The following is a 21,508-nucleotide window of genomic DNA, read 5'->3' on the forward strand; positions in this document are numbered from 1 at the left end:
GGCATGCTCGAGCTGATACAGATCACCAACGATCCGGCGTTTGCCCGGCGCTGCGATGCGTTGGGCGGCTTTCGCCTGTTCGTCGACCTCGAGCGGATCGGCAAGGCCGAGCGCCAGGCCGGCCGCAACACCTTCATCAGCGCCCACCAGCTGGCGGACGTGGCGCGCGTGCGCGCCGTCCTGAAGCGCTCGCCGCTGATGGTTCGCGTGAACCCCTTGCACGAAGGAACCCGCGCCGAAGTGGACGCGGTGCTCGCCCAGGGCGCCGACAGCCTGATGCTGCCCATGTTCGAAGGCGCCGCGCAGCTGCAAGCCTTCGGCGCGATCGTCGCCGGCCGCGCACCCATCGTGGCGCTGCTGGAAACGGCGGCGGCGCTGGCCAGCGTCGAAACCTGGGCGGCCACCCCAGGGCTGCGCGAGATCTACGTCGGCCTCAACGACCTGCACCTGTCGCTGGGCTGCCGCTTCATGTTCGAGCCGCTTGCCGACGGCAGCGTGGATCGCGTCGCGCGTGCGGCCAGGGCGCAGGGCCTGCGCTTCGGCTTCGGCGGCATCGCCCGGCTGGACGAAGGGCTGCTGCCCGGCCGCGACGTGCTCGCCGAACACCTGCGCCTGGGCTCGCAGGCCGTCATCCTGTCGCGCACATTCCACCGCGACGACGCAATGGACTTCGAGCGCGAGGTCGCGGCCTTGCGCGCCGCCGAGCGCGAACTGGCGCAACGCACGCCGCAGCAGGTCGCCGCCGACGGCCAGCGTGTCGGCGACCGCATCCGCTCCATTGCCGCCGGACTGGCCGCGCGCCCATGAAGCGGCTGCTGGACGTCCTGCTCGCCGGCACGGCGCTGCTGCTGTTGTCGCCGCTGCTGCTGGCCACCGCGGCCGCCGTGGCGATCGACAGCGGCTTCCCGGTCCTGTTCACGCAGGTGCGCATCGGCCGCGACGGCCGCCGCTTCGGCATGCTCAAGTTCCGCAGCATGGTGGCGAACGCGGCGGCGATCGGCCCGTTCAACACCTCGGCGAACGACCCGCGCATCACGCGGGTGGGCCGCTTCATCCGCCGGACCAGCCTGGACGAACTGCCGCAGCTGCTGAACGTGCTGCGCGGCGACATGAGCCTGGTCGGCCCGCGGCCCGACGTGCCGGTCCAGCGCTCGCTGTACAACGAGAGCGACTGGGCGCTGCGCTGCAGCGTGCGCCCCGGCATCACGGGTCTGGCCCAGGTGGTGCTGCGCTCCGAGGGCACGGAGGACCAGCGCCGGGAACTCGACCTGCGCTACGTGCGCGAGCACGACCTGTGGCTGGACCTGCGCATCCTCGCCTGGACGGTCGGCCGCCTGACCGGCCGCGGAGCGAACTGAGATGTGCGGCATCTTCGGCTACTGGGACCGCGAGCGCCGGCCGCTGACGCACGACGTGCTGGCCGCGATGGCGCGCACGCTGGTGCACCGCGGTCCCGACGATGAAGGCATCCGCCACGATCCGGCGCGCGGCGTCGCCGTGGGCAACCGCCGCCTCTCCATCATCGACCTCGCGCACGGGCACCAGCCTTTCGTCTCGGACGACGGCCGCATCGCCATCGTGCAGAACGGCGAGATCTTCAACTTCGTCGAGCTCGCCGCCGAGTTGCGCGCGCAAGGCGTGCGGCTGGACACGGCGTCCGATACCGAGGTGCTGCTGCGCCTGTACGAGCGCGAGGGGCTCGCCTTCGTGCAGCGCCTCAACGGCATGTTCGCGATCGCCATCGACGACGCCCGCGAGGATGCCCTGCTGCTGGTGCGCGACCGCATCGGCGTCAAGCCCCTGTACGTCGCGCAGCAGGGCGGCCGGGCGCTGTTCGCCTCGGAGATCAAGGCGCTGCTGCAGGCGCTGCCCGCGCGTCCCGAACCGGACCTCGAGGCGATCCACCACTACCTGACGTTCAACTACATTCCGGCGCCGTGGACGGTGTGGCAGGGCGTCCGGCACCTCATGCCGGGCTGCTGGATGCGGTTCACGCGATCCGGCGTGGAGCAGGGCCGCTGGTGGAACCTGGCCGCCCAGCAGGAACGCGAGCAGGACTTCGGCGCCTGGAGCGAGGAGTTCCTCGCCATCCTGGACGACGCCACGCGCCTCCGCCTGCGCGCCGACGTGCCCTGGGGCGCCTTCCTCTCGGGCGGCGTGGACTCCAGCACCATCGTGGCGCTGATGGCGCGTCATGTGCAGCAGCCGGTGCGCACCTTCTGCATCGGCTTTGCCGACCCGCGCTTCGACGAGTCGGCCTACGCGGCCCAGGCAGCCGCGCGCTTCGGCTGCGCGCACACCAGCGAGATCGCCGAACTGGACATGCTGGCCCGCTGGCCGCAAGTGCTGTACCACCTGGACCAGCCGCACGGCGACGCGTCCTTCATGCCGACCCTGCGCGTGAGCGAGCTGGCGGCGAAGCACGTCAAGGTGGTCCTCACCGGCGACGGGGGTGACGAGCTGTTCGCGGGCTACGACAAGTACGCGGAGTACTTCGCGCGGCCCGAGGCCTTCACGCAGTCCGACGCGGACTTCCGGCGCGGCTACTTCGACGCGATCTCCCTGTTCACGCCGCAAGCCAAGGCGGCACTCTATCGCCCGGAGATCGCGCGACGGCTGCGGGACGTGGACAGCTTCGAGGCCGCGGCGCAGCCCTGGTTCGAGCAGGCGGCGCACTTCGACCGCGTGAACCAGGCGCTGTACCTGGACATGCAACTGCTCCTGTGCGGCAACAACCTGGTGAAGCCGGACCGCATGGGCATGGCCGTCTCGATCGAGGCGCGCACGCCTTTCCTCGACTGGCGGATGATGGAGTTCGCCTTTTGCGCGCGCGGTGCCACCAAGCTGTCCGCGGACGGCGACAAGAAGCACTGGTACAAGCGCGCGGTCACGCCGCTGATCGGCGAGGACCTGGCCTACCGGCGCAAGCAGATGTTCACCGTGCCGGTCGGCGAGTGGTTCCGCAAGGACAGCCAGCCCTGGCTGCGGCAGGTGCTTGGTGCCAGCGGCCTGCTGCGCGAGCTGTTCGCGCCGGCGCAAGTCGAGCGCCTGCTGGCGCAGCACGGCGACGGCAGCGCGAATCACACGCGCGAGCTGCGCGCGCTGGCTGCCCTGGCGCTGTGGGACGCCCAGCGATGAAGGCGCTGTTCGTGAGCTACGGCGGCGGCCACGTGGAGATGTGCCTGCCGGTGATGCGGGCCCTGCGTGCGCTGGTCCCCGGCTGCGATGCGCGCATCCTGGCGCTCACCACCGCGGCCGGCGTTGCCCGGCGCGCCGGCGAGCAGCCGCTGGGCTACCGCGACTTCTGCACCGGTGCGGAAGGCGAACAGGCTCTCCGCTACGGCGAGCAGTTGCTGGGCGAGCAGCAACATCCGGACGTCGCCCGCGAGGATTCGCTCGCCTACCTCGGGCTCAACTTCCAGGAAACCGTGCACGCGCTGGGCGCGCCGGCGGCCTGGGAGCAATGGCGCCTGGGCGGCCGACAGGCGTTCCTTCCGGTGCGCTTCATGCAGCGCGTGCTGCGCGAACTGCGCCCGGACATCGTGGTGGCCACGAACTCGCCGCGCAGTGAACAGGCGGCCATCGTCGCGGCGCAGGCCCTGGGCATCCCGTCGCTCTCCATGGTGGATCTCTTCGCCCTGCCGGGCGATCCCTACCGCGAACGCGCGGTCCACGCCGACCGCATCACGGTGCTGTCGGAAGGCACGCGCCGCAACCTCGTCGATGCGGGCGTGGATGCGGGCCGCATCGTCGTCACCGGCAACCCGGCCTTCGACGCGCTCGCCGGCCCGCAGGCGCGCGAGGCCGCGGCGCGCCTGCGCGCGGAACGCGGCTGGGGCGAGCGCCCCGTGGTGCTCTGGGCCGGCCACATGGAACCGGAAGACGCCGACCCGCGCTGGGCGGGCCCGGCGCTGGGGCAAGCCGTGCAGGACCTGCTGCTGCACGAGGTGCTGGCGCGCGACGATGCCTGCCTGGCGATCCGCTACCACCCCAACGAGTGGCACCGCTTCACGCCGCCCGCGCCGCACGCGCGCGTGCACTGGAGCCAGCCCGATCGCGAAGGCCTCGTGCCCGTGCTGGCGGCCGCGGACGTCGTGGTGGTGCAGGCCACCACCGTGGGTGCGCAGGCGCACGCGGCGGGCAAGCAGGTCCTCGCGCTGTCCTTTTCGCCCCTGGTCCAGCGTTCGGGCATGGACTATGGCCGCCTGGGGCTGGGCACGGGGGTGCCTGGTCTCGAAGCGCTGCCGGCGCTGCTGGCGCAACAGCTCGCCGCCGTCCGTCGCGACGCCTCCGCCGCCGGGCCGCAGGGGGGCGCGGCACAGCGCGTGGCGCAGGAAATTGCAACCCTGGCCGCGCGCCGGCCCACAGGACCCCGCCCATGAAGGCGCCCCGCATCCTTGCCCTCATCCTCGCCCGCGGCGGCAGCAAGCGCCTGCCCGGCAAGAACATCCGGCCGCTGGCCGGCAAGCCGCTGATCGCGTGGAGCATAGAAGCGGCGCGCGCGTGTGCCGCCATCGCGGATGTCGTGCTGTCCACCGACGACGAAGCCATCGCGCAGGTCGCCCGCGCGCATGGTGCCCGCGTGCCCTTCCTGCGCCCGCCTGCGCTGGCCGGCGACACCAGCACCTCGGCCGACGCGGCGCTGCACGCGCTGGAATTTCTGCGCGAGCAGGAAGGCGAGACCTTCGACGCGGTGATCCTGCTCGAACCCACCTCGCCCTTGCGGGCCGGCAGCGACCTGCCGGGCGTCGCCGAACTGCTGCGGCGGCGCTGGGACGAGACCGATGCGGTGGTCACCGTCGGCCGCGTGCAGCTGGAACAGCCCGCGGTCATGAAGCGCATGGACGACGACGGGCGCCTCGCCCCCTGGGCCGAGGCGGTATCCGGCGATGCGCCGGTCGCGTGGTTTCCTTATGGCGTGGCCTACGCCGTCAAGACCGAGGCTCTGCAGCGCCACCGCACTTTCTATCCGCCCCGCGTGCTGGGGTACACAATCGAACGCTGGCAGAACTACGAGGTCGACGACCTGTTCGACTTCCTCTGCGTGGAAGCCGTGATGCAACATTTCAAGGGAAGGCTGCCGTGAAGGCGTTGGTGATCGGACTGGGTTCCATGGGGCGGCGCCGCGTGCGCTGCCTGCGCCAGCTGGGCGTGCAGCAGGTGGAAGGGTTCGACCTGCGGGCCGACCGCCGCGCGCAGGCGGCGCAGGAGTACGGCATCCCCGTGCGCGAGCAGCTCGCGGCGGCCGACGTGCAGGCCTTCGACGCCGTCGTGGTCTCCACGCCGCCCGACCAGCATCACACGGCGATGGCCTGGGCGATCGCTGCGCGAAAGCCGGTGTTCGTCGAGGCCAGTGTGGTGCGCGACCCGCTGCCGGCGCTCGACGAGAAAGCCCGCGCCCAGGGCGTGGTGGTCGCGCCGTCCTGCACGCTGCGCTTTCACGCGGCCATCCGCGAGATCACGCAGATCGTGCACTCGGCGCGCTACGGCAAGGTCTGCAACTTCTCCTACCACTGCGGCCAGTACCTGCCCGACTGGCATCCCTGGGAGCAGGTCAGCGACTACTACGTGTCCAATCCGCTCACCGGGGGCGCGCGCGAGATCGTGCCCTTCGAGCTCACCTGGATGGTCGCCGCCTTCGGCTGGCCTGCGAAGGTGCAAGGCACGAAGCTGCGCACCACCGACGTGGGCGCGCCCATCGACGACACGTACGCGGCCTTGCTGCGCTTCCAGGGGTTCGTCGGCACGCTGGTGGTGGACGTGGTCGCGCGCCAGGCCGTGCGCAACCTGACGCTCAACTTCGAGCGCGCTTCGCTGTCCTGGGACTGGGACAGCGGCGTCGTGCGCGTGTGGGAGGCCGAGCCCGGCCGCCTGGTGGAGCTCCACCAGCCCAGGAGCGTCGCCCACGCCGGCTACCACCAGAACATCGGCGAAGCGATGTACGTCGCCGAGGTCGCCAGCTTCCTCGCGGCCGCCCGCGGCGAAGCGCGCTTCCCGCACACCCTGCAGGACGACATCCGCGTGCTGTCGCTGCTGGAAGAGATCGAGAAATGAGCAAGAGCGCCGCACGGCCGCCCGAAGGCGCTCGCCTCCTCCGCTTGCGGAGGGGGGAGGCGCAGGCCACGGAGTGGACAAGCCTGGGGGAGGTTTCCTGATGTCCTACAGCGAGCGCCTGCACCGGGTGATCCCCGGCGGCGCCCACACCTATTCGCGCGGCGACGATCAGTACCCGGCCAACGCGCCCGAGATCCTCGTCAGCGGCAAGGGCGCCTACGTGACCGCGGCCGACGGCCGCACCCTGCTGGACTACGGCATGGGGCTGCGGGCGGTGACGATCGGCTATGCGGACGCGCGCATCAACCGCGCCGCGATCCGTGGCATGGAGCTCGGCGTGAACCTCACGCGCGCCTCCGTGCTGGAGCTGGAGGCCGCCGAGAAGATCGTGGACCTGATTCCCGCCGCCGACATGGTCAAGTTCGCGAAGAACGGCTCCAACGTCACCACGGCCGCCGCCAAGGTCGCGCGGGCGTACACCGGCCGGCGCTACATCTGCGTGCCGCGCCAGCATCCCTTCTTCTCCTTCGACGACTGGTTCATAGGCGCCACCGCGATCAAGCGCGGCATCCCCGAGGTGCACCACGCCACGACGCTGGTGTTCGACTACGGTGACCTCGCCAGCCTGCAGGCGCTGTTCGCCGCGCACCCCGGCGAGATCGCCGGCGTGATGCTGGAGCCGGCCACGACGGTCGGGCCTTGCGATGCGGCCCCGGGTCACGACCGCATGCGGCCGGCCACGCCGCAAGTCGCGCAGTGGCCAGGCAATTTCCTCAAGCAGGTGCAGGACCTGTGCCGGCGCGAAGGCGCGCTCTTCATCCTCGACGAGATGATCACCGGCTTCCGCTGGGACCTGCGCGGCGCGCAGCGCCTGTACGACGTGCAGCCGGACCTGAGCACCTTCGGCAAGGGCATGGCCAACGGCTTCGCGGTGGCCGCGCTCGTGGGCCGGCGCGAGGTGATGGAAGTGGGCGCCATCAACCGGCCGGGACAGGAGCGCACCTTCCTGGTCTCCACCACCCACGGCGGCGAGATGGCGAGCCTCGCCGCCTTCCTCGAGACCGTGGCGGTGTACGAGGAGAAGGACGTGGTGCGGCACCTGTGGGACTACGGCGCGAAGCTGATCGCGGGGCTGGAGGCGCTGGCGCGCGAGGCCGGGGTGGACAAGCACTTCCAGCTGCAGGGCAGCGCCGTCTCCATGAGCTACCTCACCTTCGACCGGCAGGGCCAGGCCAGCCTGCCGCTGCGGACGCTGTTCTCGCAGGAGATGATCCGCCACGGCGTGCTCATGCCCTGGGTCGCCCAGAGCTTCGCGCACGGCGAGGGCGAACTGCAGCGCACGCTGGAGGCAGCGCGCCAGGCCCTCGCGGTTTACGCGCGCGCGCTCGAAGGCGGCGCCGAGCGCTTCCTCGAAGGACCTGCCATCAAGCCCGTGTTCCGGCAGTTCAACTGATGACGACCGACAGCTTCCGCCTCGACGGCAAGACCATCGCCATGACCGGCGCGGCCGGCATCCTGGGGCAGGGCGCCGTCGCGGCCTTCCTCGCGGCCGGCGCCCGCGTCTGCGCGCTCGATCGCAGCACGGAGGACCTGGCCAGGCTGGGCGCCGACAGCGGCGAGCTGCTGAAGGTCCCCACCGATGTGAGCGACCCCGCCAGCGTGCGTGCGGCCGCCGAACGCCTGCATGCGCACTGGGGCGTGGCGGACGTGCTGTTCAACAACGCGGCCACCAAGAGCGAGAACTTCTTCGCGCCCTTCGAGGAGTTTCCGCTCGAGGACTGGAACGCGGTGATGGCCGTGAACCTCACCGGCGCCATGCTCTGCGCGCAGGCCTTCGGCGCGCCCATGGCCAAGCGCGGCCGCGGCGCCATCGTGAACACGCTGTCGATCTACGGCATCGTGGCGCCCGACCAGCGCATCTACGAAGGCTCCGAGTACCAGGGCCGCGCGATCAACACGCCCGCGATCTACTCCGCGAGCAAGGCGGGCCTGTGGGGCCTGACGCAGTACCTCGCGAGCTACTGGGGGGCGCAAGGCGTGCGGGTGAATGCCATCACGCCGGGGGGCGTGTTCAGCGGCCAGAACGAGACCTTCGTGCGCAACTATGCGCAGCGCGTGCCGCTGGGCCGCATGGCCAGCCGCGACGACATCGTCAACAGCATGCTGTTCCTCGCCAGCGATGCCTCTTCCTACCTCAATGGCCACAACCTGGTGGTCGACGGCGGCTGGACGGTCTGGTGATGGAGGCCGTGTTCGTCATCGCCGAAGCCGGGGTCAACCACAACGGGGACCTCGGCATGGCGCTGGCGCTGTGCGATGCGGCGCGCGCCGCGGGCGCCGACGCCGTGAAGTTCCAGACCTTCCGCGCCGAGGACCTGGTGGTGCCCGGCGCGCCGACCGCCGAATACCAGAAGCGGCAGACCGGCGAACAGGACCAGTTCGGCATGCTGCGCAAGCTGGAGCTCTCGCGCGAGCAGCACGAGCGCATCCGCGACCACTGCGCGGCGGTCGGCATCGAGTTCTTCTCCACGCCGTTTTCGCTCGACGCCGTCGACTTCCTGGTCGCCCTGGGCGTGCGGCGCATGAAGCTGCCTTCGGGCGAGCTGACGCACCGCGCGCTCGTCCAGCATGCCTGCGCCACGGGGCTGCCGGTGCTGCTGTCCACCGGGATGGCGACGCTGGACGAGGTGCGCGAGGCGCTCGCCTGGGCGGCCTCCGCCCGCGGCTCGCTCGCCGATCTCACCGTCCTGCATTGCACGTCCGCCTATCCCGCTCCGGACGAGGCGCTGAACCTGCGCGCGATCACCACCATGCGCGCGGCCCTGGGCCTGCCGGTCGGCTATTCGGACCACAGCACGGGCATCGAGGCGGCGCTGGCCGCCGTGAGCCTGGGCGCCAGCGTCATCGAGAAGCACCTCACCCTGGACCGCAAGCTGCCGGGCCCCGACCACGCAGCGTCGCTCGAGCCGGGAGAGTTCGCCAGCATGGTGCGCGGCATCCGCCGGATCACGGCCATGCTGGGCGACGGCGTCAAGGCGCCGCAGCGCGACGAGCAGGACGCGGCGGGCGTCGCCCGCCGCAGCATCGTGGCGGCCGTGGACATCCCCGCCGGGACGACCCTGCAGGCGGCCATGCTGGCCTGCCGCCGTCCCGCCACCGGGATCGCGCCGGGCGAGTGGGACCGGGTGCTGGGCCGCAGTGCGCGCGCTGCCATCCCGGCGGGCAGCGTGCTGCAATGGGACTGGCTGCAGGACTGAACGCATGGGCCAGCGGCGCATCCTCTATCTCACGGGCACGCGGGCCGACTTCGGCCTGATGCTGGCGACCCTGCAGCGCATGCAGGCGACGCCGGGATTGCAGGTGCAGGTGGCGGTGACCGGAACCCACCTGAGCCCCGCACACGGGCAGACGGTGGACGAAGTGCGTGCCAGTGGCCTGCCCGTGCTGGCCGAGATCCCGGTCGACGTGCTCACGCGCACGGGCGCCAGCATGGCGCTGGCCATCGCGGACGTCACCCGGGGCATGACCCAGCTGCTGGAACGGGCCCGTCCCGACGCCTTGCTGCTGCTCGGGGACCGCGGGGAGATGCTGGCCGGCGCCATCGCCGCGCTGCACGTGGGCGTGCCCGCCGTGCACGTGCACGGCGGCGAGCGTTCCGGCACGGTGGACGAGCCGGTGCGGCATGCGATCAGCAAGCTCGCGAGCTATCACTGCGTGGCGACCCAGGCCGCGCGCGAGCGCCTGCTGAAGATGGGCGAAGACCAGGCGCGCATCGTGCTCACGGGGGCGCCGGGGCTCGACGGCCTGCAGGCCCTTGCCGCGGCGTCCCGCGAGGACACGCTCGCCGCGCTCGGCTTGCCCCCTGGCCAGGAGTTCGTGCTGGCGCTGTTCCACCCCGTCGTGCAGCAGGCCGGCGAAGCGGCGCAGCAGACCCGCTCGCTGCTGCAAGCCCTGGCCGGGCTGGGCCTGCCCGTGCTCTGGCTGGAACCGAATGCCGACGCCGGCGCGCGCGAGATCCTCGCTGCGCTCGCCGCGGCGCAGCTGCCCCCCGGATCGCGCCGCCTCCAGCACCTGCCGCGCGCGCAGTTCTGCGCCGCCATCCGTCACTGCGCCGTGATGGCGGGCAATTCCTCCTCGGGCATCATCGAGGCGGCGAGCTTCGGCACGCCGGTGGTCAACGTGGGCAGCCGCCAGCACATGCGCGAACACGGCCCCAACGTCGCCGACGTGGCAACGGACGCGGCCGACATCCTCGCTGCCTTGCGCGCGGCGCGCAGCCACGGCCGCTGGCCATGTGACAATCCCTGGGGCGACGGCCATGCCGGTGAACGCATCGCACGGGCTCTCGCCACATGGCCGCTGGACCGCGCCGTCCTCGAAAAGACCAACAGCTACTGACGTGACGGTCCCCACCTCCATCCTCCTCGTGCTGGGCGCCGGCGGCCATGGCCGCGTGGCGGCCGATGCCGCGCTGGCGCAGGGCCGCTGGGCGCGCGTGCGCGTGAGCGACCGCGACCCGGCGCGCACGGGCGAGGCGCTGCTGCCGGGACTGGACGTCGAGGCGCTGGACACGGCGGTCGCGCTCAGCAGCGAGCTGCATGTGGCGATCGGCTCCGCGGCCGCGCGGGAGCGCGAAGCCCGGGCGATCGGCCTGCCGCTCGCGACGGTGATCCACCCCGATGCGTCCGTGTCCCCGCACGCGGAGGTGGGCGAGGGCAGCTTCGTCGCGGCGCGTGCCGTGGTCGCACCGGGCGCACGCCTGGGCCGCTGCGTGATCGTCAACCACGGTGCCGTGGTCGACCACGACGTACGGGTGGGTGCCTTCACCCATGTCGCGCCGCTCGCCGCGCTGGGCGGCAATGCGCGCATCGGCGAACGCGTGCTGGTGGGCGCCGGCGCCGCGGTGCTGCCCGGCGTGCGCATCGCCGATGACATCGTGGTGGGCGCCGGGGCGGTGGTACGCGGGCACCTGGACGTGCCGGGGATCTATGCCGGCGTGCCGGCCAGGAGGGTGCGATGAACGAGCAGCTGTTCCGGGCCCTGTGCGTGCCCGCGACGTGCACGATCCGCGAAGCGCTGGACGCGCTGGAGCGCACGGCGAAGAACATCCTGCTGGTCCTGGACAGCAAGGGCAAGCTGCGGCGCACGCTCACCGACGGCGACCTGCGCCGCGCGGCGCTGGCGCGCACGCCCGAGGATGCCTACATCGCCACGCTGCCCGGCCAGCCGCCCGTCACGCTGCCGGAACTCGAAGGCGTGGGCCGCGCGCTCGCGCTGATGGACGAACACCAGATCGACCAGCTCCCCGTCGTCGATGCGCAGGGCCATCCCGTGGACCTGCTGCTGCGGCGCGAGCTGTCGCAGCGCATCTGGCTGTCCTCGCCGCACCTGGGCGAGGAGGAGACCGCCTTCGTGCAGGAGGCCTTCCGCAGCAACTGGATCGCCCCGCTGGGCCCCCACGTCGACGGCTTCGAGCGCGAGCTCGCGGCGTATGCAGGGGTCGGCCATGCCGCGGCCCTGAGCTCCGGCACGGCCGCCATCCACCTGGGCCTGCTGCTGCTGGGCGTCCAGCGCGGCGACACCGTGTTCTGCTCCTCGCTCACCTTCGTGGGCAGCTGCAACCCCATCCTGTATTGCGGCGCGCAGGCGGTGTTCATCGATTCGGAGCCCGGCTCCTGGAACATGTCGCCGCAGGCGCTGGAGCGCGCCTTCGCCTGGGCCAGCCGCGAGAACCGGCTGCCACGCTGCGTGGTGCTGGTGAACCTGTACGGCCAGAGCGCCGACATGGACGCGCTGCTGCCGATCTGCGAACGCTACGGCGTGCCGGTGCTGGAAGACGCGGCGGAATCGCTGGGCGCCACCTACAAGGGCCGCCAGAGCGGCAGCTTCGGCCGCGTGGGCGTGTACTCCTTCAACGGCAACAAGATCATCACCACCTCCGGCGGCGGCATGCTGGTCGCGGACGATGCCGACCTGGTCGCCCGTGCCCGCAAGCTGTCCACGCAGGCACGCGAGCCGGCGCCGCACTACGAGCACGTGGAGGTGGGCTTCAACTACCGCATGAGCAACGTGCTGGCCGGCATCGGCCGGGGCCAGTTGCGCGTGCTGGACCAGCGCGTGCAGCGGCGGCGCGAGGTGCACGCGATCTACCGGCAGGCGCTCGCCGACCTGCCCGAGGTGCGGTGGATGCCCGAGCCGGAGGGCATGCGCTCGACCCGCTGGCTCACCTGCATGGAGCTGCAGGGCGAGGACGCCCCGCGCCGGCGCGACCACGTGCTGCGCAGCCTGGAGCGGCACTCGATCGAGGCGCGGCCGGTGTGGAAGCCCATGCACCTGCAGCCGCTGTTCCGCGGTGCGCCGTACTTCGCGCACGCCGAGGGCGAGGACGTGTCCGCGCGCCTGTTCGGCGCCGGCCTGTGCCTGCCTTCGGGCTCCAACCTGGCGGACGAACAGCTCGCCCGGGTGATCGACCACCTGCGGCGCGCCCTGCAGCGCGCGGAGGCGCTGGGTGCGGCTGCTGTCTAGGAGGGCGCTGTCGCTGCTGGTGCTGGACCTCGCGCTGGGGCTGGCGGCCTGGTGGGCGGCGTTCTGGCTGCGCTTCAATTTCGAAATCCCGGGCGACTTCGCGCGGCTCGCGCGGGACGCGAGCCCGTGGTGCGTGCTGGGCCTGGCCGCCGGACTGGTCGTGCGACGTGTCGACCGCCAGGTCTGGACATACATCGGCCTGCCGGAATTTCGCCAGCTGGCCGGCGGCGTCTTCCTGGGCGGCGTGTTCACCGCGCTGGCGGTGCTCATGCTGCGCTTGCCGGAGTTCCCGCGCTCGGTGCTGCTGCTGCAGCCTATCCTGGCCTTCCTGGCGATGGGCGGCGCGCGCGCGGCCTGGCGCACCTGGGCCGAGCGCGGCACGCAAGGGCAGGGCGGCACGCCGGTGCTGGTGGTGGGCTCGCTGGACGAGGCGGCCGGCGCGCTGCGCGCGCTCAAGGGCTCGCAGCGCTGGCGGCCCGTGGGCATCCTGTCGCCGCTGGCCAGCGAGCGCGGGCGCTCCCTGCAGGAGGTGCGCGTGCTGGGCACGATCGAGGACCTGCCCGAGGTGTGCGAAGCGGCCGATGCGCGCACGGCACTTGTCGCCAGCCCACCGGGGTCGAACGAGCGGCGCCAGGTGCTGCTGCTCGCTTCCGAGGCGCACATCACGCTGCTGACGCTGCCGCGGCCGGACGAGTGGCTCAAGGCGGAAAGCACGGGCCCGCGCAAGATCGAGCTGGAGGACCTGTTGGGGCGCGCCCCCGTGGCCCTGGACGTCGCCGGCCTGGCGGAACTCTTCTCCGGCCAGGTCGTGGCCGTCACGGGCGCCGGCGGCTCCATCGGTTCCGAATTGTGCCGCCAGATCGCGCGCTTCGGCGTCGGCAAGCTGGTGTGCATCGACGTGTCCGAGTACGGCATCTACCAGCTCGAACAGGAGCTGCGCCGCTCGCATCCGCAGATGCAGGGCCAGTACTACACGGCCAACGTGCGCGAGCCGGAACGCCTGCAGGCCGTGCTCTGCCAGCACCGGCCGGCCGTGGTCTTCCACGCCGCGGCGTACAAGCACGTGCCCCTGATGGAGGAGTCCAACGAGATCGAGGCGCTGCGCACCAACGTGCTGGGCACGCTCAACGCGGCGCGGGCGGCCTCGGCCTGCGGCGCGCGGCGCTTCGTGCTGATCTCCACCGACAAGGCGGTGAACCCGACCAACGTGATGGGCGCGAGCAAGCGGCTCGCCGAGCTGGTGCTGCAGGCGCTGGCCGCGCGCGAGCCGCACACCCAGTTCGTCTCCGTGCGTTTCGGCAACGTGCTGGGGTCCAGCGGCTCCGTGGTGCCCTTGTTCACGCAGCAGATCGACCGCGGCGGCCCGGTGACCGTCACGCATCCCGAGATCGTGCGCTACTTCATGACCATCCCCGAAGCGGCGCAGCTCGTGCTGCAGGCGGGGCTGATGGGCCGCACGGGCCAGATCTTCGTGCTGGACATGGGCGAGCCGGTGAAGATCGTGGAACTCGCGCGCATGCTGATCCGCCTCTCGGGCAAGACCGAGCAGGAAGTGCCCATCACCTTCACCGGCCTGCGTCCCGGCGAGAAGCTCTACGAGGAGCTGCTCGCCGACGACGAGACCACCGAGCCCACCCCGCATGCGAAGCTGCGCATCGCCAAGACCGGCGGCGCGCTGCCGGACATCGAGGCGGTGGTGCGCTGGATCGAGCAGGCGGGGGCGGCGCCGGCCGGAGCGCCGCTGCGCCAGTGGCTGCGCGGCCAGGTCCCCGAATACGCGCCGCGCTGAGCTGCTGCCACGCACGTAGGCACGCACCGTCAGTGTTGCCGGAAGCGGACTACGGGCCGGGGCCGCGCCCTCTTCGATACTGCCTCTCCCACAGGGAGAACCAACATGAAGAGAACGCTCATCCCCATCCTCCTCGCCGTCAGCAGCATGGCCTTTGCCGCCGACAAGGTGTCCCACGGCGACAAGGAGTTCTTCGACAAGGCCGCCGCCGGCGGCATGTTCGAGGTCGAGGTCGGCAAGCTCGCCGAGTCCAAGGCCAGGAACGCCGACGTCAAGGCTTTCGGCGCCATGCTCGTGAAGGACCACAGTGCGGCCAACGACGAACTGAAGGCGCTGGCGCAGAAGAAGAACGTGAAGCTGCCCACGGCGCTGCCCAAGGCGGAGCAGAAGCAGTTGGACAAGCTGTCCAAGGCCAAGAACTTCGACCAGGACTTCATCCAGCACGTGGGCCTGCAGGACCACAAGAAGGACATCAGCCTGTTCGAGAAGACCAGCAAGGGTTCCAAGGACGCCGACGTGAAGGCCTTCGCCGAAAAGACGCTGCCCACGCTGCACCAGCACCACGACAAGGCCGAGGAACTCTCCAAGGCCGTGAAGAAGGGGTAAGCCCGAGCGAGCCGCCTGCGCGCCTGCGCTGGCGACTCAGTTCATGATGCCCGTCCTGGTGAGCACGTCGCTCACCAGTTCGAGGCGCACCAGCGGGTTGTCGAGTTCCATCAGCCGCTGCTTCAGTGCGACCGGCAGCGGCAGCAACTCGCACCAGCGGTTGGCGACCCAGCCGCAGTCGTCCAGTTTCCAGGGCGGCTGCAGCGGCATCGGGCCGGGGTTGCCCGGGTTGATCTGAAGCGACTGGATCAGGCGTTCCAGGGCCTCGCTCGCCGGCCGCAGGTCCTCGGGCACGGTCACCGCCATGTCGGCGGCCAGGCTTTCCACGTTCGCGACCCACAGGCCGTGCTTGAGCTGGTCGCTGTCGCGGATGCGAAAGCGCTGGGCACCCACCGCGCGCACCAGCATGAGGCCGGGCTGCGGTTGCTCGAACTCGGCGATCGTCGCCAGGGTGCCCACCGGCGCGAATGCCTCCTGCACGCCGGGCTGCCGCACCTCGTTGCCCTCGGTGAGCGAGACCACGCCGAAGGGTGCGCCGGCCTTGCGGCACTTGTTGATCATGTCCAGGTAGCGCACCTCGAAGATGCGCAGGGACAACAGGCCATCCGGGAAAAGCACCGCGCTCAGGGGAAACAGGGGAAGCGACTGCAGGGTGAGGGCGGCGGGCACGGCGGGTCCAGTGGGTGCCGCTATCATCCCACGACCCAACCTGAACCATGTTCTTCCAGATCGCCACCTTCCTGCTCGACGTCGTTGCCGGCCTGCTCGGCGGCGCATGCCTGTTGCGTGCCTACATGCAGCACCAGCGCATTCCTTTCGGCAATCCGGTCGGGCGTTTCATCTTCGCCCTGACCGACTGGATCGTGCTGCCCTTGCGCAAGGTCATGCCGGGTTACAGGCGATGGGACTTCGCGAGCATCCTGGCCGCCTTCCTGTTCGAGCTGGCGCAGTTCCTGATCCTGGCGCTGATGCTGGGCGGCGGTTACGCGGCGGTGCCGCTCCTGGCGCTGTTCGGGCTGGTGCGCCTGCTGATCTCGGGCGCGGTGGGCCTGACGATCGTCTACGCGATCTTGTCCTGGGTCAGCGCAGACTCGCCCATGGTCGACGTGATCGACCGCCTGGCCGCCCCGCTGCTGCGGCCCTTCCGCCGCATGATCCCGCTGGTCGGCGGCTTCGACCTGTCGCCCCTGGCCCTGCTGATCGTCCTGCAGGTCCTGGCGATCGTCGTCGCGAACTTGCAGGCGGCGGTGTTGCGCTAGTGGCGCGCGCTGCGCCCCTGCGGTGAAGGGATCCGGTCTTTATCCGACCGCGTCGGCCGACTGGCGCGTCAGCATCGCCAGCACGTTGGCCACGGTCTTGCGCAGTTCGCGGCGGTCGCAGATGAAGTCGACGGCGCCTTTTTCCTGCAGGAACTCGGCACGCTGGAAGCCTTCGGGCAGCTTAACGCGCACGGTCGACTCGATCACGCGGGGACCGGCAAAGCCGATCAGCGCCTTGGGCTCGGCAATCACGAGGTCGCCGACGAACGCAAAGCCGGCACTCACGCCGCCCATGGTCGGGTCCGTCAGCACGGAGATGTAAGGCAGTCCCTTCTTCGCCAGGCGCGTGAGCGCGGCGTTGGTCTTGGCCATCTGCATCAGCGACAGCAGCCCTTCCTGCATGCGGGCGCCGCCGGTGGCGGTGAAGCACAGGAAAGGCACTTTCTGTTCGATGGCGGACTCGACGCCGCGCACGAAACGCTCGCCCACCACGCTGCCCATGGAGCCGCCCATGAAGTCGAACTCGAAGGCCGCGGCAACCAGGTTGATGCTCAGCACCGAGCCGCCCATCACGACCAGCGCGTCGGTCTCGCCGGTGTTCTCCAGCGCCTCCTTCAGGCGTTGCGGGTACTTGCGGCTGTCCTGGAACTTCAGCGCGTCGACCGGGATGACTTCCTGGCCGATTTCGTAGCGCCCCTCGGCGTCGAGGAAGGCGTTCAGCCGGGCGCGCGCGCCGATGCGGTGGTGGTGGCCGCAGGTGGGGCACACGTTGACGTTCTGCTCGAGGTCCGTCTTGTACAGCACCGTCTCGCAGCTGGGACACTTGATCCACAGGCCTTCCGGCACGCTGCGGCGCTCGTTCGGATCCGTCGGCTGGATCTTCGGGGGCAGCAGTTTCTCCAACCAGCTCATGCAGGGCTCCTCAGGAATTCTTCGAGTCTAAAGCAGCGCGAATGCCGCTCAGGAATTGGGAAAGTGCCGGCTGGACGTTTTCCCGCGGCTGGTCCTCGACGACCTGGATCACCTTGGTGCCGATCACCACCGCGTCCGCCACCCGGCCCACGCTGCGGGCGGTGTTCTCGTCGCGGATGCCGAAACCGACGCCCACGGGGATCTTCACATGCTTGCGGATGCGGGGCAGGGCCTCTTCCACGGCGGAAGTGTCCAGGTGGCCGGCGCCGGTGACGCCCTTGAGCGACACGTAGTAGACATAGCCGCTGGCGATGCGCGCGACCTGCTGGATGCGCTGCTCGGTGCTGGTCGGGGCCAGCAGGAAGATCAGGTCCAGCCCGTTGACCTTCAGCTGCGCGGCGAAGGCTTCGCATTCCTCGGGCGGATAGTCGACGATCAGCACGCCGTCGACGCCCGACGCGGCCGCGTCGCGCGCGAACGCGCCGCTGCCATGGGCCAGCTCGTAGCGCTCCACCGGGTTGGCGTAGCCCATGAGCACGACCGGCGTCGTCCCGTCACCGGTGCGGAAGTCCTTCACCATCGCCAGCACCTGCGTGAGGCCGATGCCGAAGCCCAGGGCCTTCTCCCCGGCCTTCTGGATCACCGGGCCGTCCGCCATGGGGTCGGAGAAGGGCACGCCCAGCTCGATCACGTCCGAGCCCGCCGCTACCATGGCGTGCATCAGCCCGGGGGTGATGTCGGCATAGGGGAAGCCGGCCGTGATGTACGGAATGAGCGCCTTGCGCTGTTCCCTGGCCAGCCGCTCGAAGGTCGCCTGGATGCGGCTCATGGCCTGGGCCCTCCCTTGAGCGTGAGGCCGCGCATGGAAGGCCGGTCGTAGAACTCCACGCCCGCGAGGTCGGCGACGGTGCCTATGTCCTTGTCGCCCCGGCCCGAGAGGTTGACCAGGATGTGCTGGTCGGGCCGCATGGTCTTGGCCAGCTTCATCGCATAGGCGATGGCGTGGCTGGACTCCAGCGCCGGGATGATGCCTTCGGTGCGGCACAGGTAGTGGAAGGCCGCCAGCGCTTCCTTGTCGGTGATGCCCACGTACTCCGCGCGGCCGATGTCCTTGAGCCAGGCGTGCTCGGGGCCGACGCCGGGATAGTCCAGGCCCGCGCTGACGCTGTGCGTCTCGATGATCTGGCCGTTGGGGTCCTGCAGGATGTAGGTGCGGTTGCCGTGCAGCACGCCGGGGCTGCCCCGCTGCAGCGACGCGGAGTGCTTGCCCGAGTCCAGCCCCTCGCCCGCGGCTTCGACGCCGATCAGGCGCGTCCCCTCGTACGGGATGTAAGGGTGGAAGATGCCCATCGCGTTGCTGCCGCCGCCCACGCAGGCGACCACCGCGTCGGGCTGGCGGCCGGCCAGTTCCGGCATCTGCTCGATGCACTCGCGGCCGATCACGCTCTGGAAGTCGCGCACCATCATCGGGTAAGGGTGCGGGCCCGCCACCGTGCCGATGATGTAGAAGGTGTTCTCGACGTTGGTGACCCAGTCGCGCATCGCCTCGTTGAGCGCGTCCTTGAGCGTCTTGCTGCCGGACTCCACCGGCACCACGCGCGCGCCCAGCAGGTTCATGCGGTACACGTTGGGGCTCTGGCGCGCGACGTCGTTGCTGCCCATGTAGACCACGCATTCCAGCCCGTAGCGCGCGCAGATGGTGGCGGTGGCCACGCCGTGCTGGCCGGCGCCGGTCTCGGCGATCACGCGCGGCTTGCCCATGCGCCGCGCCAGCATGGCCTGGCCGATCACGTTGTTGATCTTGTGGGCGCCGGTGTGGTTCAGGTCCTCGCGCTTGAGGTGGATCTGCGCGCCGCCCTGTTCGCGGCTCATGCGCTGCGCGTGGTAGATCGGCGAGGGGCGGCCCACGAAGTGCTTGAGCTCGTACTCGAATTCCTGCAGGAACTCGGGGTCGTGCTGGAAGCGCTCGTAGGCGTCGCGCAACTCGCTGATCGCATGGGTCAGCGTCTCGCTGACGAAGCTGCCGCCGTAGATGCCGAAGTGGCCGGTGGCGTCAGGCTGCTGGTAAAGGGACATGGGATGACCTTGCAAGGCGTTCGTCCGCGGCCCGCACGGCCGCGACGAACTGATGGATCTTGCCGGCGTCCTTGATGCCCTTGCTGGACTCGACGCCGGAGCTCACGTCAACGGCCAGCGTCCGGAAACGCGGCCGCACCTGCGCGATGCCATCGCCCACGTTTGCAGGTGTGAGCCCACCAGACAAAACGGCGTGAAAGCTGGCGCTTGTTGGCAGGCGTGACCACGGGAAGGTTTGGCCGGCACCGCCGAAGCCCTCGACGTGGGCGTCGAGGAGCAGGGCCTGCGCCGCGCTGAAATCAGAGGCGAATTTTAGCAAGTCGAAAGGCGCGGCCGGATCCACGGGAATGCGGGCGGCGCGCATCCACGGGCGGCCGGCGGCGGCGTCGCGGCATTGCTGCGGCGTCTCGTCGCCATGGAATTGCAGCAGGGCCGCCGGCACGAGCTCGCAGGCGGCACGCACGGCGGTTGGCGACTCGTTCACCACCAGCAGCACCGGCGTGACGAAAGGCGGCAGCCGGCGCGCGAGGTCGGCGGCGCGCTGGGGCGTCACGCAGCGCGGGCTCTTCGCATACAGCACCAGGCCGATGGCGTCGGCACCGGCTTGCACCGCGGCGTCCACGTCCTGCTCGCGGGTGAGCCCGCAGATCTTGATGCGCGTACGGCCGGGGCTCGTCATGGCAGCCAATCATACGCAGGGGCCTGGCTCGGCAGCCCCCAGTGGTCTTCGTACACGGGACCCAGGAAATAGAGGCCGTCTGGCGAAAAGGTCGGCGCGGCCGCGTCGCGGCTCCTGGCCTCCAGCACCTCGCGCATCCAGGCCGGCGGGTGCAGCCCCTGGCCGACGGCGACCAGGCAGCCCATGAGGTTGCGGATCATGTGGTGCAGGAAGGCGTTCGCCTCGAAGTCGAAGCGCCAGTAGGGCCCGCGCCGCGCGATGCGGATGGGCGCCAGCGTCTTGACCGGCGTCGGCGACTGGCAGGACGAGGCGCGGAAGGAGCTGAAGTCGTGCTCGCCCACCAGGTGCGTGGCGCCCTCGCGCATCGCCTGGGCATCCAGCGGCCGGAACACCCAGCCCACCCGCCCGGCTTCGACGCTGGGGCGCACGGGCGACTCCAGCAGCACATAGGCGTAGCGGCGCGCCCGGGCGCTGTTGCGCGCGTGGAAGGCGTCGGGGACCGGGCGTGCCCATTGCACCGCGATGTCGGGCGGCAGGAAGGTGTTGGTGCCACGGACCCAGGAAAAGTCTTCGCGCCTGAGCTCGGTGTCGAGGTGCACCACCTGCCGCAGGGCATGCACGCCGGCATCGGTGCGGCCGGCGCAGACGGTGGCGAGGGGGACGGTGGCGAAACGCGCGAGCGCAGCTTGCAGGTGGTCCTGCACCGTGCGGCCCGAAGGCTGGCTCTGCCAGCCGTCGTAGGCCTGTCCGTTGTAGCTGATGCCGAGGGCGAGTCGCACGGGCGTGCAGTCCGTAGGCTGGCGGTGAATGAAATGAACCCCAGGGTTGCACGCAACGCTGGGGTTCCTGCATCACCCTCGCTGCGAGGGTGACGTGCTGCGGTGAACCTTAACCGATCTCGGCCAGCAGGCGCTGCGCCCGCGACTTCAGGTCGCCGGAAGCCTCGGCGAGCACTTCCTCGGCCAGGCTGCGCGCACCGTCGGCGTCGCCGATCGCGTTGAATTCCTCGGCCAGCGCCAGCTTGGTCGCCAGCGGGCTGTCCGCTTCCTCGGCGCCACCCATGGCGGCCACCGGGGGCGGCATGTCCAGGCCCATGGCCGGGGGGCTCATCGCTGCCGCGGGAGCGGAAGCGGCGGGCGCCGGTGCGGGAGCCGGGGCAGTGCCGGGCAGGTCCAGCGAGAGTCCACCGAGGTCGAACTCCAGCATGTCGTTCTTCGCCACGGCCGCGGGCGCCGCTGCGGGAGCGGCCTTGGCCGCGGGGGCCGGGGCGGGCGCATCGAACTCGAGGCTGTTGCCCAGGTCCAGGGACGGCGCAGGGGACAGCGCCGGCGCCTGCACGGGCGTCGAGGCGAAGTCCATGTTCAGCGGCGGCGGCTCGACCACGGCAGCCGGTGCGGGTGCCGCAGGCTTGGCGACCGGTGCCGGTTCGGGGCGGACCACCGGTGCGGCAGCGGCAACCGGGGCAGGATCGTCGTCACCGAGCGAGAAGTCCAGGTCCAGGTCCAGGTCGCCCGGGGGCGCGGACGGCGCCGGTGCGGCGGGGGCCGGTGCACGGGCAGCGACTGCGGCGGCGCCCGCAACCGCGGCGGCGCCGGCGACGGCAGCGGC

22 protein-coding genes are annotated in these 21,508 nt (G+C 70.9%); 15 read left to right on the plus strand and 7 right to left on the minus strand.

All coding sequences use genetic code 11. The features are described from left to right. The first annotated feature begins 3 nt into the window (after positions 1 to 3). The 14 genes from AC3EGR_RS16815 to AC3EGR_RS16880 all read left to right on the plus strand — a co-directional run bounded on the left by AC3EGR_RS16815 (position 4) and on the right by AC3EGR_RS16880 (position 14,974). Positions 4 to 807 carry an aldolase/citrate lyase family protein gene (locus AC3EGR_RS16815; RefSeq protein ID WP_488547653.1) on the plus strand — a complete coding sequence of 268 codons (804 nt, stop codon included), beginning with the start codon at positions 4 to 6 and terminating at the stop codon, positions 805 to 807. Then, positions 804 to 1,358 (plus strand): sugar transferase, encoded by a 555-nt coding sequence (locus AC3EGR_RS16820; protein ID WP_488547654.1) that lies wholly within the window; start codon positions 804 to 806, stop codon positions 1,356 to 1,358. Before AC3EGR_RS16815 ends, AC3EGR_RS16820 begins: the two co-directional genes overlap by 4 nt. A 1-nt stretch (position 1,359) precedes the next feature. Next, the gene (gene asnB / locus AC3EGR_RS16825; RefSeq protein ID WP_488547655.1) at positions 1,360 to 3,138 is read left to right on the plus strand and encodes an asparagine synthase (glutamine-hydrolyzing); all 1,779 of its coding nucleotides are present in this window, start codon (positions 1,360 to 1,362) and stop codon (positions 3,136 to 3,138) included. Then, complete coding sequence (locus AC3EGR_RS16830) at positions 3,135 to 4,382, plus strand: glycosyltransferase (RefSeq protein WP_488547656.1); 1,248 nt, start codon at positions 3,135 to 3,137, stop codon at positions 4,380 to 4,382. Before asnB ends, AC3EGR_RS16830 begins: the two co-directional genes overlap by 4 nt. Next, the gene (locus AC3EGR_RS16835; protein WP_488547657.1) at positions 4,379 to 5,086 is read left to right on the plus strand and encodes an acylneuraminate cytidylyltransferase family protein; all 708 of its coding nucleotides are present in this window, start codon (positions 4,379 to 4,381) and stop codon (positions 5,084 to 5,086) included. Before AC3EGR_RS16830 ends, AC3EGR_RS16835 begins: the two co-directional genes overlap by 4 nt. Beyond that, a complete protein-coding gene (locus AC3EGR_RS16840; protein ID WP_488547658.1) occupies positions 5,083 to 6,054 on the plus strand; it encodes a Gfo/Idh/MocA family protein in 972 nt (323 codons plus the stop codon). The genes AC3EGR_RS16835 and AC3EGR_RS16840 overlap by 4 nt, the downstream gene beginning before the upstream one ends. Positions 6,055 to 6,154: 100 nt before the next feature. Next, positions 6,155 to 7,507, plus strand: a complete 1,353-nt coding sequence (locus tag AC3EGR_RS16845) for a glutamate-1-semialdehyde 2,1-aminomutase (RefSeq protein WP_488547659.1) — start codon at positions 6,155 to 6,157, stop codon at positions 7,505 to 7,507. Continuing rightward, entirely contained in the window at positions 7,507 to 8,295 is a 789-nt protein-coding gene (locus AC3EGR_RS16850; protein WP_488547660.1) for an SDR family oxidoreductase, read from the plus strand. The genes AC3EGR_RS16845 and AC3EGR_RS16850 overlap by 1 nt, the downstream gene beginning before the upstream one ends. Further along, the gene (neuB, locus tag AC3EGR_RS16855; RefSeq protein ID WP_488547661.1) at positions 8,295 to 9,311 is read left to right on the plus strand and encodes an N-acetylneuraminate synthase; all 1,017 of its coding nucleotides are present in this window, start codon (positions 8,295 to 8,297) and stop codon (positions 9,309 to 9,311) included. Before AC3EGR_RS16850 ends, neuB begins: the two co-directional genes overlap by 1 nt. 4 nt (positions 9,312 to 9,315) lie before the next feature. Beyond that, positions 9,316 to 10,452 (plus strand): UDP-N-acetylglucosamine 2-epimerase, encoded by a 1,137-nt coding sequence (neuC, locus tag AC3EGR_RS16860; protein ID WP_488547662.1) that lies wholly within the window; start codon positions 9,316 to 9,318, stop codon positions 10,450 to 10,452. Position 10,453: 1 nt separating this feature from the next. After that, the gene (locus AC3EGR_RS16865) at positions 10,454 to 11,074 is read left to right on the plus strand and encodes a NeuD/PglB/VioB family sugar acetyltransferase (RefSeq protein WP_488547663.1); all 621 of its coding nucleotides are present in this window, start codon (positions 10,454 to 10,456) and stop codon (positions 11,072 to 11,074) included. After that, positions 11,071 to 12,579 carry a DegT/DnrJ/EryC1/StrS family aminotransferase gene (locus AC3EGR_RS16870; RefSeq protein ID WP_488547664.1) on the plus strand — a complete coding sequence of 503 codons (1,509 nt, stop codon included), beginning with the start codon at positions 11,071 to 11,073 and terminating at the stop codon, positions 12,577 to 12,579. The genes AC3EGR_RS16865 and AC3EGR_RS16870 overlap by 4 nt, the downstream gene beginning before the upstream one ends. Further along, the gene (locus AC3EGR_RS16875; protein ID WP_488547665.1) at positions 12,563 to 14,368 is read left to right on the plus strand and encodes a polysaccharide biosynthesis protein; all 1,806 of its coding nucleotides are present in this window, start codon (positions 12,563 to 12,565) and stop codon (positions 14,366 to 14,368) included. The genes AC3EGR_RS16870 and AC3EGR_RS16875 overlap by 17 nt, the downstream gene beginning before the upstream one ends. Before the next feature lie 105 nt (positions 14,369 to 14,473). Next, on the plus strand, positions 14,474 to 14,974 hold the full coding sequence (locus tag AC3EGR_RS16880) for a DUF4142 domain-containing protein (protein WP_488547666.1): 501 nt from the start codon (positions 14,474 to 14,476) through the stop codon (positions 14,972 to 14,974). Between the two features lie 36 nt (positions 14,975 to 15,010). Here the strand turns inward: AC3EGR_RS16880 and AC3EGR_RS16885 are convergent, their stop codons facing one another. Then, on the minus strand, positions 15,011 to 15,670 hold the full coding sequence (locus tag AC3EGR_RS16885; RefSeq protein ID WP_488547667.1) for an LON peptidase substrate-binding domain-containing protein: 660 nt from the start codon (positions 15,668 to 15,670) through the stop codon (positions 15,011 to 15,013). A 20-nt stretch (positions 15,671 to 15,690) separates the two neighbouring features. On the opposite strand from AC3EGR_RS16885, the gene AC3EGR_RS16890 reads away from it, so the two are divergent. Next, positions 15,691 to 16,233 carry a YggT family protein gene (locus AC3EGR_RS16890; protein WP_488547668.1) on the plus strand — a complete coding sequence of 181 codons (543 nt, stop codon included), beginning with the start codon at positions 15,691 to 15,693 and terminating at the stop codon, positions 16,231 to 16,233. A gap of 39 nt (positions 16,234 to 16,272) precedes the next feature. Here AC3EGR_RS16890 and accD read toward each other — a convergent pair whose 3' ends face one another. From accD to AC3EGR_RS16920, 6 genes are all read right to left on the minus strand, one after another. Continuing rightward, the gene (gene accD / locus AC3EGR_RS16895; RefSeq protein WP_488547669.1) at positions 16,273 to 17,145 is read right to left on the minus strand and encodes an acetyl-CoA carboxylase, carboxyltransferase subunit beta; all 873 of its coding nucleotides are present in this window, start codon (positions 17,143 to 17,145) and stop codon (positions 16,273 to 16,275) included. Between the two features lie 10 nt (positions 17,146 to 17,155). After that, the gene (trpA, locus tag AC3EGR_RS16900; RefSeq protein WP_488547670.1) at positions 17,156 to 17,974 is read right to left on the minus strand and encodes a tryptophan synthase subunit alpha; all 819 of its coding nucleotides are present in this window, start codon (positions 17,972 to 17,974) and stop codon (positions 17,156 to 17,158) included. Continuing rightward, positions 17,971 to 19,221 carry a tryptophan synthase subunit beta gene (gene trpB, locus AC3EGR_RS16905; RefSeq protein ID WP_488547671.1) on the minus strand — a complete coding sequence of 417 codons (1,251 nt, stop codon included), beginning with the start codon at positions 19,219 to 19,221 and terminating at the stop codon, positions 17,971 to 17,973. Before trpB ends, trpA begins: the two co-directional genes overlap by 4 nt. Next, positions 19,199 to 19,900 (minus strand): phosphoribosylanthranilate isomerase, encoded by a 702-nt coding sequence (locus tag AC3EGR_RS16910; protein WP_488547672.1) that lies wholly within the window; start codon positions 19,898 to 19,900, stop codon positions 19,199 to 19,201. Before AC3EGR_RS16910 ends, trpB begins: the two co-directional genes overlap by 23 nt. Beyond that, positions 19,897 to 20,679: a tRNA pseudouridine(38-40) synthase TruA gene (gene truA, locus AC3EGR_RS16915; RefSeq protein WP_488547673.1), complete on the minus strand. Its 783-nt coding sequence runs from the start codon at positions 20,677 to 20,679 to the stop codon at positions 19,897 to 19,899. Before truA ends, AC3EGR_RS16910 begins: the two co-directional genes overlap by 4 nt. A 109-nt stretch (positions 20,680 to 20,788) precedes the next feature. After that, positions 20,789 to 21,508 (minus strand): FimV/HubP family polar landmark protein (locus AC3EGR_RS16920; protein WP_488547674.1); only part of this gene is annotated, 720 nt, incomplete at its 5' end.

This window comes from Ramlibacter sp. G4-7, from assembly GCF_057784995.1.

Bases quoted from the DNA above. Each gene is read 5' to 3' on its own strand.
- AC3EGR_RS16815 (WP_488547653.1), top strand. From the start codon at position 4: ATGCTCGAGCTGATACAGATCACCAACGATCCGGCGTTTGCCCGGCGC.
- AC3EGR_RS16820 (WP_488547654.1), top strand. From the start codon at position 804: ATGAAGCGGCTGCTGGACGTCCTGCTCGCCGGCACGGCGCTGCTGCTG.
- asnB (WP_488547655.1), top strand. From the start codon at position 1,360: ATGTGCGGCATCTTCGGCTACTGGGACCGCGAGCGCCGGCCGCTGACG.
- AC3EGR_RS16830 (WP_488547656.1), top strand. From the start codon at position 3,135: ATGAAGGCGCTGTTCGTGAGCTACGGCGGCGGCCACGTGGAGATGTGC.
- AC3EGR_RS16835 (WP_488547657.1), top strand. From the start codon at position 4,379: ATGAAGGCGCCCCGCATCCTTGCCCTCATCCTCGCCCGCGGCGGCAGC.
- AC3EGR_RS16845 (WP_488547659.1), top strand. From the start codon at position 6,155: ATGTCCTACAGCGAGCGCCTGCACCGGGTGATCCCCGGCGGCGCCCAC.
- AC3EGR_RS16850 (WP_488547660.1), top strand. From the start codon at position 7,507: ATGACGACCGACAGCTTCCGCCTCGACGGCAAGACCATCGCCATGACC.
- neuB (WP_488547661.1), top strand. From the start codon at position 8,295: ATGGAGGCCGTGTTCGTCATCGCCGAAGCCGGGGTCAACCACAACGGG.
- neuC (WP_488547662.1), top strand. From the start codon at position 9,316: ATGGGCCAGCGGCGCATCCTCTATCTCACGGGCACGCGGGCCGACTTC.
- AC3EGR_RS16870 (WP_488547664.1), top strand. From the start codon at position 11,071: ATGAACGAGCAGCTGTTCCGGGCCCTGTGCGTGCCCGCGACGTGCACG.
- AC3EGR_RS16880 (WP_488547666.1), top strand. From the start codon at position 14,474: ATGAAGAGAACGCTCATCCCCATCCTCCTCGCCGTCAGCAGCATGGCC.
- AC3EGR_RS16885 (WP_488547667.1), bottom strand. From the start codon at position 15,670: ATGATAGCGGCACCCACTGGACCCGCCGTGCCCGCCGCCCTCACCCTG.
- AC3EGR_RS16890 (WP_488547668.1), top strand. From the start codon at position 15,691: ATGTTCTTCCAGATCGCCACCTTCCTGCTCGACGTCGTTGCCGGCCTG.
- accD (WP_488547669.1), bottom strand. From the start codon at position 17,145: ATGAGCTGGTTGGAGAAACTGCTGCCCCCGAAGATCCAGCCGACGGAT.
- trpA (WP_488547670.1), bottom strand. From the start codon at position 17,974: ATGAGCCGCATCCAGGCGACCTTCGAGCGGCTGGCCAGGGAACAGCGC.
- trpB (WP_488547671.1), bottom strand. From the start codon at position 19,221: ATGTCCCTTTACCAGCAGCCTGACGCCACCGGCCACTTCGGCATCTAC.
- AC3EGR_RS16910 (WP_488547672.1), bottom strand. From the start codon at position 19,900: ATGACGAGCCCCGGCCGTACGCGCATCAAGATCTGCGGGCTCACCCGC.